At 61.7% G+C, this 13008-nt stretch carries 11 protein-coding genes; 4 read left to right on the forward strand and 7 right to left on the reverse strand.

The features are described from left to right. Positions 1-12: 12 nt before the first annotated feature. Positions 13-1185 carry a glycosyl transferase family 1 gene (locus DBIPINDM_RS13495; protein WP_258587720.1) on the reverse strand — a complete coding sequence of 391 codons (1173 nt, stop codon included), beginning with the start codon at positions 1183-1185 and terminating at the stop codon, positions 13-15. Positions 1186-1672: 487 nt separating this feature from the next. On the opposite strand from DBIPINDM_RS13495, the gene DBIPINDM_RS13500 reads away from it, so the two are divergent. From DBIPINDM_RS13500 to DBIPINDM_RS13515, 4 genes are all read left to right on the forward strand, one after another. After that, the gene (locus tag DBIPINDM_RS13500; RefSeq protein ID WP_258587721.1) at positions 1673-2962 is read left to right on the forward strand and encodes a glycosyltransferase family 4 protein; all 1290 of its coding nucleotides are present in this window, start codon (positions 1673-1675) and stop codon (positions 2960-2962) included. 287 nt (positions 2963-3249) lie between these two features. Further along, positions 3250-4038 carry a family 16 glycosylhydrolase gene (locus DBIPINDM_RS13505; RefSeq protein WP_258587722.1) on the forward strand — a complete coding sequence of 263 codons (789 nt, stop codon included), beginning with the start codon at positions 3250-3252 and terminating at the stop codon, positions 4036-4038. Positions 4039-4255: 217 nt separating this feature from the next. Next, complete coding sequence (locus tag DBIPINDM_RS13510; protein ID WP_258587723.1) at positions 4256-5752, forward strand: lipopolysaccharide biosynthesis protein; 1497 nt, start codon at positions 4256-4258, stop codon at positions 5750-5752. A 76-nt stretch (positions 5753-5828) separates the two neighbouring features. Continuing rightward, positions 5829-6851: a phosphoribosyltransferase family protein gene (locus DBIPINDM_RS13515; protein WP_318036937.1), complete on the forward strand. Its 1023-nt coding sequence runs from the start codon at positions 5829-5831 to the stop codon at positions 6849-6851. A 51-nt stretch (positions 6852-6902) separates the two neighbouring features. Here the strand turns inward: DBIPINDM_RS13515 and DBIPINDM_RS13520 are convergent, their stop codons facing one another. The 6 genes from DBIPINDM_RS13520 to DBIPINDM_RS13545 all read right to left on the reverse strand — a co-directional run bounded on the left by DBIPINDM_RS13520 (position 6903) and on the right by DBIPINDM_RS13545 (position 12880). Next, a complete protein-coding gene (locus DBIPINDM_RS13520; protein ID WP_258587725.1) occupies positions 6903-7982 on the reverse strand; it encodes a glycosyltransferase in 1080 nt (359 codons plus the stop codon). Between the two features lie 73 nt (positions 7983-8055). After that, positions 8056-8505, reverse strand: a complete 450-nt coding sequence (locus tag DBIPINDM_RS13525) for a hypothetical protein (protein WP_258587726.1) — start codon at positions 8503-8505, stop codon at positions 8056-8058. 13 nt (positions 8506-8518) lie between these two features. Then, positions 8519-9961, reverse strand: a complete 1443-nt coding sequence (locus DBIPINDM_RS13530) for a GMC oxidoreductase (RefSeq protein WP_258587727.1) — start codon at positions 9959-9961, stop codon at positions 8519-8521. A gap of 64 nt (positions 9962-10025) precedes the next feature. Beyond that, a complete protein-coding gene (locus DBIPINDM_RS13535; RefSeq protein WP_258587728.1) occupies positions 10026-11357 on the reverse strand; it encodes a UDP-glucose dehydrogenase family protein in 1332 nt (443 codons plus the stop codon). Positions 11358-11406: 49 nt separating this feature from the next. Continuing rightward, positions 11407-12288, reverse strand: a complete 882-nt coding sequence (locus DBIPINDM_RS13540) for a family 16 glycosylhydrolase (protein WP_258587729.1) — start codon at positions 12286-12288, stop codon at positions 11407-11409. A 190-nt stretch (positions 12289-12478) separates the two neighbouring features. Continuing rightward, positions 12479-12880 (reverse strand): hypothetical protein, encoded by a 402-nt coding sequence (locus DBIPINDM_RS13545; RefSeq protein ID WP_258587730.1) that lies wholly within the window; start codon positions 12878-12880, stop codon positions 12479-12481. Positions 12881-13008: the final 128 nt, after the last annotated feature.

Here is a 13008-nt window from a genome sequence, read left to right on the forward strand (position 1 = left end):
GCGGTGTCCATCCTATGCCAGCGCTTCGGCCGCGAGGGGTTCGCGCACGGTGGTCAGGCGGCGCAGTTTTTCGACCAGTGCGCTGCAGTCGCTGCGATCGTAGCTCCACGTCCTCGGATTGTGGGCAAACACGCGCGCCTTCAGCCTGCCGAAACGGTGCTCCTCCATCTTGCCGAGTGCTGTTTCGAGCGCGTCTGATGAAGCCTGCGGCAACAGGATGCCGATGTCCTGCTGGCTGAGGAACCGTCCCGTTTCCGTATGGCCCATCGAAATCGGCACCGCCCCGAAGCGGCAGCCTTCATAGAGGCGGTTGGGCAGCAGCCATTCCGAATTCTGCCCCTCTTCGAAGAAATCGATCGCCCAGGAGAAATGGACATCCTGGTAGATCGCCGCCATGTCCTCCGGGTTGCGGTAGGGTCCACGAAACGACAGATAGGGCTCGGCATCTACGAAGGCATGGAAATCCGGGAATTCGGAGAGCGCCGGACGGCCGCGCAGCACGACCTCGAAACGTCCATCCATGCGGCGCGTGAAATCGGCCAGCAGCTCGAGCGAGCGGCGGCAGCGCAGCGCCCCGAACCAGCCGATCCGCCATGGCGGGGCGGCCGGCCCCTCCACTTCCTCACGTTCGCCGGGCAAGATCGCTGCTGCCTCGAAATATTTGTTCTCGACCAGTTCGACGGGTGCCGCGACCTGGCGGAAGGGTTTGAAATAATTGGCGATGAAGGCGGGCGAACTGGTCACCAGCAGCTTCACGTCGCGCGCCAGATGGCGTTCGGTGGCGCGCAGCGCCTTGCCGAGGACATCGTCGCGGAGCACCAGGCGGTGGATGTCGAGGCATTCATAGACGATCGGCACCGTGGCGCCGAAAGCCGACCTGGCGCGGCGGGCCAGCGCCAGCATTTCCAGATTGCGCGCGATGATGAGATCGGGCCGCGGCGTGCCCCTCAGCTTCGAGCCTATCGAAACCGCCGCTTTCGCCACCGCCGCCAGGCGCTGGGCGAATCGGCCATCACGCGTTGCGCCAAGGTCGATCGGCTGCAATCCTTCTATATCGGCAATCGGGGTCGCGGCGCGGCGGAAGCCCGCCAGGGAAACCCGGGCGCCGCCTGTCCTGAGCATTGTGATCCGGCGGCGAACCGCCGGATCGGAAACATCGTGCACCAGGTACAAGACATGCAGCATGAAAACTCGATCGCTGTTTGACCCCACCCAAGGGGAGCCTAGTACAGCTCTTGCTGCATCGCAACATTTTTGGTGCAGTGTAGCAAAATTAGTCACCTCTACCGCGCCGCACAAACATATCGCCTGCGGTCCACAACTCTTAAGAATGACCACGCAGTTGCGCCTCGCAAAAGCAATATGGCCCGCTGCGCAAGCAATTTCGGGCAGTTTCACCCATCTCGCGGCAACATGGCGATCTCACCGGGCGAGTCGCGAAGCCCCCAGCAGCGGAGATGGTGGTTAATCAATTCCTAAATAATGTATTGCAGTGCAACAAAAAATGATGTTGAATTCTTGTCAGGAAAGTTGGGTTTTGGAAGTTGGCTAGGGGATTCGCGCCTGCATTGTGTTGCAGCGCGGTATGATGGTTGATTGCAGCGCTGCTGCAGCTTTGGAATGGCTTGCGAATACCCCCCTGATGCCACTGTGTTGATACGGGTGGTGCTGTATGAGCAAGGCTCTTCGTATTGCTGTCTATGACGACAAGTATCCGACCAGCTTCGTTACACCGCGAACATCCAGGCATACGATCTTGCGACAGCGATTTCTGCCGCTGAACCTGGTCTCGTCGAAGCTGGAAGGCGTGACGCTGATCGAACCTGCCCTGTCTGTCGACATGGTGCATGCGTTCAACCGGATACCGGTCAATTCCTCCAAATACATCATGTCGTTCGAATCCCATTTGCCCCGGCAATTCGCCCTTCGCAAACGCGGGCTGGTGGCGCGCTACCTGATGTCGCGGATCACCAACCCCGGCTGCCGCCGCATCATCGCCCTGTCGCATTTTGCCCGCAGAAGTTTGCTTGCCCAGCACTCCGACCATCCAGAACTGGACCTGCTGACGAAAAAGCTGCTGGTCCGCCACCCGAACATCGTGGTGCCGGCAACGAAAGACGCGATGGCGCAAGACGTTGCCGAGGAGTTGGTGCTGACATTTATCGGCGCCCACTTTGGCCGCAAGGGCGGATGCGTGGCGGTCAAGATCGCGGAAAAGGCAGCCGAGCAAAATTTGCCAATTCGAGTGAACATCGTGTCCAGTCTCCAGGTTGGCGGCCATATATATACGGATCCGACGAGCCCGGGCTTCTTCGACCCCTACATCAAGCTGCTCGAACTGCCGAACGTCCGGCATCACGGTGTGTTGCCAAACCAGGAGGTGCGACAATTGCTGCGCAACTCGCATTTCGGCATCCTCGCCACCTTTGGCGACACTTTCGGTTACTCGGCGCTGGAATCGATGTCCGAGCACACGCCGGTTCTTGGAACGAAGGTCTGTGCCTTGCCGGAATTCCTGGAGGATGGCGTCAACGGGATCTCATTGCCTGTAGAGCTCGACGATACCGGCGACTGGTCCAGCCCGGGATACGACGCGCGCGGGGAGGCGAAATATGCACAGTATTTCCGCGATGAGGTCGAACGGCTCGCCAGCCTGGCCATCGAACGGCTGAAGCCGTATATCGGGCAACCGGCCTTGATGGCGCCGCTGCGACGCGAAGCCCGCAGGACCGCGGAGGTCATGTTCGCGGCAGAGCCGGCAGGCGCGTTCTTTGATGCGCTCTACGATCGTGTCGCAGTGGAAAAGGCCCGCCAGCCGGCACAAATCGATCCTGCCCTCGACGTTTCGTCTCCCCAGTCCCTGCCGCTTGTACCCCTTGAGCCCGTATCATTGCCGTTTGCCCCTGATCTGCAGAATGCAATGGGGCAAGTTCACAGCATTCCGACAGCCTCCGCGGCCTGAGCACCGCTGCGAGCATCGCAACAGAGGCTCCTTTTGCCCGGGCGTTGGCCCACCGATCGAGAGGGACCACCCCGCCTATTCTCACTGCCCGGATCGCGCCGAAACCCGGAAGGAAGTTTTTTGTTGCATCGCAACATTTTAATGCGGCGTAGCAAAAAACCGCCTCACCGGGGTGTAAGGCTCTTCAAGATGGCGCATGCCCACCGCCACGGCGCCAGGGGCCGCATCGAACGGCCGGATCGAGTACGTCGCCGCCGACAAGGGCAAGGCGGCCAATGGAGGCACCGATGAATTACACACGCAGAAAACTCCTGGCGCTTCTGGCCGCCTCCACGGCGGTACAATCGGTCGCCAGCCAGGCACTGGCCGAGAGCGTCGTGGCGGGAAGCGGGGACGTCGCCCTCGATAAGCTTCCCGACTGGGCTGATGTGAAGCTCCAGCTTTGGAAATACTCCAATCCTTTCGCACCCTCGCAGTGGAGCGAGCCCAAGCTCGGAGGCTATGACTGGAAGGCCGCCAACGTAAAAATCGTCGACGGCGCACTTCAGCTTACCGTCAGCGAGAAAGCCTCCGCCGAGGTGATCTCAGGCAGCAACTCCGCATCCGCATCGGCGAAATGGGAGGTGGACGTAACGCTGCCGACGATGAAGCCAGGGCTGATTGCGGCGCCGCTCTGGATCTTTAACGACAAGGCCCATGAGGAGGTCGATTTCGAGATCGTCGGCACCAGGGGATTGCAACTCACCGTCTGGGCGAACGTCGACAACCAGCACAAGGCGGTCTGGGTAAAATGGATTCTGGTTGGCGATCTCTCGGGCAAACGATATCGTCTCGGCCTGCAATATGAGGCCGGAAAACGGGTTATCTTTTCCATCGATGGCAAGGAAGCTGCGGTCGTCACGCCGGCCGACACTACCGGTGGTGCCTTTCCGAACAAGCCCATGCAGCCGTATTTCGACCTGTGGGTAGCAGCAGGTGCCATCATGGATCCGCGCTGGGCCGGCAAATGGGAGCCGATGGCTCCGTCGGAGAGATTGGTCATGACCGTTCACGGATACAGGCGGACCGACATTTAGCCATGAGGTAACTTCTTGCACGGGATGCTATCGTGCATAGCCTCGAGGAAGGGCGCAAGCGCCAATCCGGATATGCTGCATTGCAGCATTTTTGGTGCAGTGTAGCAAAAATCCATGTTTTCTGTTGCACTGCAAAATTATTGCCGTAGTTTGGGGTTGGCGGCGGGCGTGGATTTTCAAGGTTCGGAAATCCGCGCAAAAATCAGGAATCCTGAATTTGGAAGCCAACCCATTCGATCCGCCAGAAGGCTCGCTGCGCAAATCGGTCGGGCGCGGCGCGGTGGTGACCGCCATGTCGCAATCGGTGCGGGTCGCGACACAGATCATATCCGTCATCGTGCTGTCGCGGCTCCTGTCGCCACAGGATTTCGGTGTCGTGGCGATGTGCGCGCCGGTGCTGGCCTTTATCGCGCTGTTCCAGGATTTCGGCCTGACCCAGGCGACGATCCAGAAATCAGGCATCCGGCATGAGGAGGTGAACTATCTCTTCTGGATCAATGTCGCGGTCAGCGCCATCCTGGCCTGCGTGCTCGCGGGCGCCGCCCCCCTGGTCGCCGCCTTCTATGGCGAGCCGCGCGTGGCCGGGCTGGTGGCCGCGTTCGGGCTGCAGATCATGGCCTACGGGCTTGGCGCCCAGCATCTGGCGCTTTTGACGCGGCGCATGCAGTTCGGACGCCTGGCGATCATCGATGTCGCCAGTGCGGTTGCCGGGCTGGCCGTCTCGATCGCCTGGACCTTCATCGACCGCTCCTATTGGGCGCTGTTTGCCGGCACGCTGACCGGCGCCGTGCTGCCGACGCTGTGCTACTGGGCAAGCTCGCGCTGGCGGCCCGGCCTGCCGCGCAAGGTCGCGGGCATCGGCGAACTGATCAATTTCGGCGCCGGCATCACCGGCTTCAACTTTGCCAATTTCTTCGCCCGCAACCTCGACAATGTGCTGATCGGCAAATACTGGGGCGAGGCGCAGCTCGGCCTTTATGACCGCGCCTACAAGCTGCTTCTGTTCCCGCTCAGCCAGATCACCAATCCGCTGTCGAAGGTCATGGTGCCGGCACTGTCCAGGCTGAAGGACGAACCGGACCGCTATCGCAGCGCCTATCTGCGGGTGATGCCGCTGATCCTTCTGGTGGCGCTGCCCGGTGTCGCCTTCGCCACCGCCATGTCGGATGTGCTGATCCCCTTCGTGCTCGGCGAGCAGTGGCGCGCAAGCGCCTCGATCTTCCTGGCGCTCGGCTTTGCCGGCCTTTTGCAGCCGCTCAACAACCCGGCAGGCTGGCTTTTCGTCAGCCAGGGCCGCTCCGGCGACTTCATGCGCTGGGGCATCATTACGGCCGTGACGTCGGTGCTCGCCTTCGCGATCGGCCTGCCCTATGGCGCGCTCGGCGTCGCGATCGCCTATGCGGTCAGCGAATATCTGCGCACGCCGTTCCTGTGGCTCTATGTCGGCAAGAGCGGGCCGCTGCAGGCCAGCCACGTTCTGCGCGCCGCAACGCCGTTCGTGCTCGGCGCCCATCTGGCGCTGGCGGCGGTCTGGCTGATCAAGCCGCTGCTGCCGCAGCAGCATGTTATCGCCTTGGCCAGCGGCGCCATTCTTGCCTATCTCATCACCATCGTCGTCGCGCTGGCCTTCGCATCCGGCCGCGAAGCCTTGCGCGAGGCCCTGAAAATGCTGCCGGCAAGACAGCCGGCGGCAACGCCGCGCGAGGCGCAATAATTTCGACCGCGCGAGGCGCAATAATTTCGGCGCCTTTTTGAGATACCCATATCCACACGAGCATCAGGTCTGATTTATGCACTACCGATCGATTTCCGACATGAACGACACGATCGTCAGCAACCTTCACCGGCTGCCGCGCGACATCGACCTGGTGGTCGGCGTTCCCAGAAGCGGCGTGCTGGCGGCAACGCTGGTCAGCCTTGCGGCGAACATTCCGATGACCGACCTCGATAGCTTCCTGGAAGGCCGGGTCTACACGTCAGGCATCACCAAGCGCCGCGCCGCGCTCGACCGCAAGGTGTCGGACATGCGCAAGGTGCTGGTGATCGACGACAGCGTTGCCGGCGGCAATGCCATGCGCGACGCCCGCGCCCGCATTCAAGCTGCCGGCATCGAGGCCGATTTCACCTTTGCCGCCGTGTTCGGCCTGCAGCCGCAGCATCGGGAGATCGACGTCGTCTTCGAGGTCGTGCCGCATCCGCGCATGTTCCAGTGGAATTTCATGCATCACAAATTCCTGGCGCAGTGCTGCGTCGACATAGACGGGGTGCTGTGCCTCGATCCGACCGAGGCGGAAAACGACGATGGCCCGGCCTACGAGAAATTCCTCAGCGAGGCGCGGCCGCTCCATGCCCCGACGCACAGGATCGGCTGGCTGGTCACCAGCCGGCTGGAGAAATACCGTGCGCTGACCGAGGCATGGCTGGCCAAGCACGAGATCAAGTATGACAAGCTGATCATGCTCGACCTGCCGAGCATGGCCGAGCGCCGGCGGCTCGGCGCGCATGGCAGTTTCAAGGCCGATTTCTACCGCAAGTCCGATGCCATCCTGTTCATCGAAAGCGAGCATGCGCAGGCGCTGAAGATCACGGAGCTATCAGGCAAGCCGGTGCTGTGCGTCGAAACGCACATGGTCAGCTTCCCCGACACGCTGTCGCTGCCGGCGCTCGGCCAGGCGGCGCGCAACCTGCCGGCCAGGCTGCGGCAGATCAACTCGCAGGAAGGCCGCAAAGGCGCCGCCAAGGCCCTGGCCCGCGCCCTGCTCGGTGCCCGTGGCTACGAGACGCTGAAAAGCCGGGTCAAGCGCCCGGCCTGATTTCTTTGTTTCGACGCAACTCCGGACGGAAACCCGTTTCCGGGAATTGCCCTATGCAGCCTGGCGCGCGCGTTGCTGCACCGCCCTGTCCAATATCGAGAAGAAGGTGACGAACTGGCGGTCCGGATCGAGCTCCGGGCGCGCCGCGAAGCTGCGCGCGAGGCTGGAAACCCGCTCGTATTCCTTGTTGTCGTTCCACAGCTGCCTGACGGTCGCGACCCAGTCGGCGAGCGGAGCGTCATAGTCGAGCACCGCGCCGCCAGGGCCGATCGCTTCGGGCAGGCCGCCGCGCCGCGAGCCGACGACCGGGATGCCGCTGCAATGGGCCTCCGAGGCCACACGGCCCCAGGCCTCCTCCCATTTCGAGGGCGCGAGCAGTATCCTGGTGCGGCCATAGATCGTCTTCATGTCGTTGGTGCGGCTCTCGAGCGTGACATTGCCGAGCGGTGCGATCGTTTCCTCGATGCGTGCGCGATGGTCGTCCTCCAGCTTCCAGCTTTCGACGAACAGGAACGGGATTTCGGGGCAGGCGCCGGCAATGCGCACCGCCAGCTCGAAGCCCTTTTCCTCATAGGGGTTGATCAAGGTGACGAACTGGCCCGTGGTCGGCGTGCTGTACAGCGTCGGGTTGATGGTCGGCGGGATCACCGTCGCCTCAATGCCGAATTCCCTGCTGTAGGTACGCGCGGTGAATTCCGAATTGGCAATGTAGAGCGCGGAGCGCAACTCGCGCAGATCGCCGCCTAGCTCATGGAACTCGACATTTCTGAGATAGACGACCAGCGGCACGCCCTCGGCCTGCAACGCCTTGCCCAGCGGAACCGATTTGTGGCACTGGACCACGGTTACATCAGGCTTCAGTTTCTTGACGGCAAAACCTGCTGCTTCCCAGGGAAACCATGTCCTGATCACCGGGTAACCAGGAAAGCTGTCGACGACCGCGGGTTGCCGCAAGAGCTTCATCTTAGCGCGCGCCTTGAGGCCGAACATTCCGTCGCCGAACAGAGCGGCGAGCACCGATGCTTCATGCCCGTGTTCGATCAACTGCTCCGCCAGATGATGCGTGCTGGATTGGACGCCGCCACCGAACTCGGGCGGATAGCCGTTGCCACTGGCAAAGAGGACTTTCATGGAACCGGCTCCTTGTCTGATATTCTGGCTCGTCTCTTCTGCGAAGCGACCTAACCAGGGGGCCACTTGCGCCTCACGCGCTCTGTGGCGGGTCAAGCGTCGCGAACGGGTTGGTGCATGAGTGCCATCCGGTGAACCGGATCGGATCATCGGGCGAACTGCGCCAGGCGTAGTCCGTCAGCATATGGAACTCGGCGACGACCCAGCGATCGAAATGCCTGAGATCGCGCTGCTTCTGCCTCGGCAGCAACCCGCGTGCCTGCCCGAGCTTCGTCGTTTCAAGCAAGGTGATGGCGTCGCCCAGTCTTTCACTGGGAAACAGCCACGGATTGCGGTTTTGAAATTCCAGCACGAACTGCTGCAGATGTTCGATGCGCATGTTCAGCCTACCGAGATATTTTTCCAGCGTGACGCGAACCAGATCCTCATCCGAAAACGAGGAGACGGCTGCATAGGCTACGCCCGTCGAGGCAACGCCTCCCGCCAGGATGGCCAGTGCCGAGCGCCGTGTGACTTCGATCATCGGCCCGCTCCTCTCACGCGATCCGGCTCGCCGCCCGCAGGGACAACGCCGCCGCGGTCAGGCTCGGGTTGGCGCAGGAGCAGCTCGGATAGGTGCTGGTGCCGACGACAACCAGATTTCTCAACCGGTGATGGACCATGTTGCTGTCAACAACCGAATCGGCTGGGCCGGTGCCCATCCTCAGCGTGCCCTGGACATGCGATTCCGTTGGCCGGATGCCACGGTCGAAGAGCCGTTCGACCGGCAGCGGGGCAAGCAGCCCAGGCAATTTGTCCAGCGCTCGGGCCATGCCCTTGACCGCGTAGTCCGACGGTGCCTTGAAGGAAACAAAGGCATTGTCGTCCTCGTCGAGGGTGACGAAATTCTCGTGATCGAGCAGGTTTTCAGTGACCACGACAAGCGGCAGCGTCTGGCGCAACCGCCCCTTTTCGGCCCGCATCCCGTGCTGCCAGCGGTTTTCGAAATAGACCAGTGCCGCCGCGTGCTCGGACCGGTGCGGACCGTCATAGAGGCCGAAATTCAGGCCGGTGGTGATGGTGCTGCCGTCGAAATTGTCGACGCCGTCGAGATAGACCTCGAAATTCCAGCCATAGGATTCATGCAGGCCCCGCCCGACGAATTCGTCTCCCAGGCCGGATCGCAGCATGATCGCGGCGCTCTGGATGGCATTGGCGCCGAGGATGAAGAGATCGCCGCTGACCTGATATTCCTTGTCGTCATGGACGAAAATCACCGAACGGACCGTGCCGCCGACATGATCGAGCCGCCGCACTTCCGCGCCGAGGCAGACCGAAACGTCGGGATGCTCGAAGACATGCATCAGGCCATTGTTGACGGTGAATTTCGCGTCGACGGGACAGAGCCAGCAGCGCAGATTGGCACAGCACGAAGTGCGTTGTGACGTTGGCACGCGGGCGCGGGCGGTCGGCATGACGAAGTGCTGGTCGGGCTGGGCCGCCTTCATCATCTTGTCCGGCGTCGACATGCGATGCGGCGGTTGCGGAAACGGCTTCGAGCGCGGCAGCATCGCCGCCATGTCGGGATCGCCGGAGATCGACATGATCTCTTCGGCATCACAATAGAACGGCTCGACGTCGTCATAACTGATCGGCCAGTCATTGCCGATGCCATAGGTGCTTTTCAGCCTGAAGTCGTTGGGATGGAACCTTGGCGTCTGCGCGAACCAGCAGTTGGTCCCGCCACCCAGCCCGATCGTGTAATTCCACGGCTTGTCGGAATTGGTCTTGTAGGTCGTCTCGTCGCCGATATCGGTGTTGGCGTTCTGGCCGAGCTGCCATTCATGCGTGTTGTGCCGGCCCCACTCCAGCACCAGGACGCGCGCCTTACGCCGCTTGGCGAACTCGTGCAGGAAGAAGGCCGAACCGAAACCGGAACCGATCGCGACAACATCGAAATGATCCCTGGTGATTTGCTCGGGCTTTACGTCGAGCACCATCAGCCAAAACTCCTTTCCGCGCCGGGCGCGCCTGCCAGATCCTGCTTGCTCTGAGCGCCCGCTCTCATGCCGCCATTCTGCCGATCGAGTGATATTCGATGCCGTGGCGCGCCACGACCTTGGGGTCATAGAGGTTGCGGCCGTCGAAGATGACCGGCGTGGTCAGCGCGTCCTTCAACGCGTCGAAGGATGGGGCTCGAAAACTCTTCCATTCGGTGGCAATGAGCAGCGCATCGGCGCCGCGCAAAGCCGCTTCCTTGGTGCCGCACAGAAGCAGGTCGTCGCGCAGGCCATAGATGGCCTGGCATTCCTGCATCGCCTCGGGATCATAGGCCTGCACGGTCGCGCCGGCCTTCCACAGCGCTTCCATCAGAACGCGCGCCGGCGCTTCGCGCATGTCGTCGGTGTTGGGCTTGAAGGCCAGGCCCCAAAGCGCAAAGGTCTTGCCCTTGAGACTGCCCTTGAAATAGCGGTTCACCTTGTCGAACAGCACGGATTTCTGGTCGTTGTTGCGCTCCTCGACGGCGCGCAGCAGCTTGGCGTCGAATTTGACGCCCTCGGCGGTCTTGATCAGGGCGCGGACGTCCTTGGGAAAGCACGAGCCGCCATAGCCAAGACCCGGATAGATGAAGTGGTAGCCGATGCGCGGATCGCTGCCGATGCCCTTGCGCACCTCCTCGATGTCGGCGCCGAGCTGCTCGGCCAGATTGGCCATCTCGTTCATGAAGCTGATCTTGGTCGCCAGCATGCAGTTGGCGGCGTATTTCGTGAATTCGGCGCTGCGCACGTCCATCACGATCATCTTTTCGTGGTTGCGGTTGAAGGGCGCATAGAGCTCGCGCATCACCGCCTCGGTCTCCTCGCTGGATGTGCCGACGATGATGCGGTCAGGCTTCATGCAGTCGGCGACGGCCGAGCCTTCCTTGAGGAATTCGGGATTGGAGGCGACGTCGAAGCTCAGGTCCTCGCGCCCTCTCTTCTTCAGCGTTTCGGCGATCCTGGCCTTCACCTTTTCGCAGGTGCCGACCGGCACGGTCGACTTGCCGACGACGATCTTGGCACTGTCCATTTCGCGGCCGATGGTCTCGGCGACCGCCAGCACATATTTGAGGTCGGCCGAACCGTCCTCGCCGGGCGGCGTGCCGACCGCGATCATCTGGATTTCACCATGCCGGACGGCGGCTGCGGCATCGGTGGTGAATTTGATGCGGCCGGCGGCGTGATTCTCCCGGACGATGCTTTCGAGGCCTGGTTCGAAGATCGGAACGAAGCCCTGGTTGAGCCGCTCCACCTTGTTCTCGTCGATGTCGACGCAAACAACCTGGTGGCCAACCTCGGCAAGCACCGCCGCCTGCACGAGGCCGACGTAGCCAATTCCAAACACCGTCAAGTTCATTCGGTTTCATTCCCATCCATGGCCGCGAACCGTTTTCAGTCCGGCCGGTTCAATTCGTCTTTCCCAACTCTTTTACACTGCATACGAGCGATTCAGGAAACTGACATGGCTCGCCGAGCGCGGTGAAGGCGACACGCTCGACCCGCAGCGAAAGCTTGCGGCCGGGGTCCGCGAACGCGCCCATCCAGCCCTTCATGGTGTCGCTGCCCCAAAGACTGAAGAAGATCTTCTGCGCATGGCTGGGCAGCTTGGCCGGATCGGTGATGGTGTTCACCAGCTGGCCGTTGACGTACCAGCGCAAACTGTCCTTCTCCCAGACGAAGGCGTAATCGTTGAAGGCCTTGTCAGTGCCGCCCGGCACCTCGACCAGCTTCTCGTTCTTGCCCTTGCCGTCGATATAGGCGTTGACCTGCACCTTGGAGGTGTCCTTGGTCAGGATTTCGAAGTCGATCTCGTCCCAGGGTTGCTTGTCGGACGGACCGATATAGGAAAAGAAGGCTGCGTTGAGGCCAGAGCCGGTGTCGGTCTTCAGCCGCGCCTCATAGGTGCCGTAACCAAAGCGCTGCTTGGTCTGGATCTCACCACAGGCGAACTCGCGATCCTTCAGCTTCTGCTTTTCGAAGCCGAGCGACAGCACTCCGTCGGAAAGCGCGACCAGTCCCTTCGACCAGGTGCAATTTTGATGACTGCCGTTGTTCCAGCCGTCGGACACATACCAGCGCGACCGATCGAAGCTTTTGAAATCATCGACGAAAGAGGGGGCGGACTGGATATCCTGTGCATGGGCGGGAGCCGCAAAGAGGCTGCCGAGAGCAGCCAGCAACAGCCCGCCGATCAAGCCCAGCCGCCTGAGGTCGGCTTGCCGGGTCTCATGCGCGAAGGACGTTACGTCAATTGCTGTCGTGGACGTGGTTTTCGGATCCGAATTCATACCAAACTCACCTTTGTGCTGTGCGTCCCCAACCCAAAGTCGACGTTTGAACCGCTTCCAAACGGGCCAACCTTGATCTCCTCTTCGACCCTCCCGAATTCCCTCTCCTGTCCTGCATCATACCTTTGACGCTTGCATCATACCTTCGAAGCTTGCGTCATGCCTTTGAATCAGTCTCACGCCCCCATCGTCACGCCCGGCCGGCGCCGGCGGGCCTGGCGAAATCGACCGCGGCGGCCGAATCGGACGCCCCACCCTCGTCGAAAACCAGATCCAGCGAATGGCGGAGCTCCTTCATCATGCCGTTCTGGCGCGACAACGCCGCGATGCGGCGCTCGCAATTCAGGATCGACTGCGTCAGCGCGCTAACCTCGGATGAGCGCCTGTCGGAAGCGGAGCCGTTTTCCATGGCTTCGACGAGAAAGGCCGCGTTGGTCGCCGTCTTGCGGTAACGGCTCTCCAGGCCGGTTTTCTCGGCCTCGATCTCGGCGGCAATCTGCTCGAACAGTTTCGCCAGCCGGTCGAGGCGCGCAATGTCGGTCTGCCGGTCGCGGGCCGGGTCCCTTGATCTGAAGCCGAATATCGAGGCCATGAGCTTAAATTCCTGTCACCGCCGGCTTGCGAGCCGGGCATCTGGCCGATCCCCGCAAGCGGGGCTGAAAAACGCGTACCGCATTGTCCAACTCCACCGATGGGAGAGACTTCGGACCAATCCGATCG

It is taken from the genome of Mesorhizobium sp. AR02 (assembly GCF_024746835.1).
In the GTDB taxonomy this organism is placed as follows: Bacteria; Pseudomonadota; Alphaproteobacteria; order Rhizobiales; family Rhizobiaceae; genus Mesorhizobium.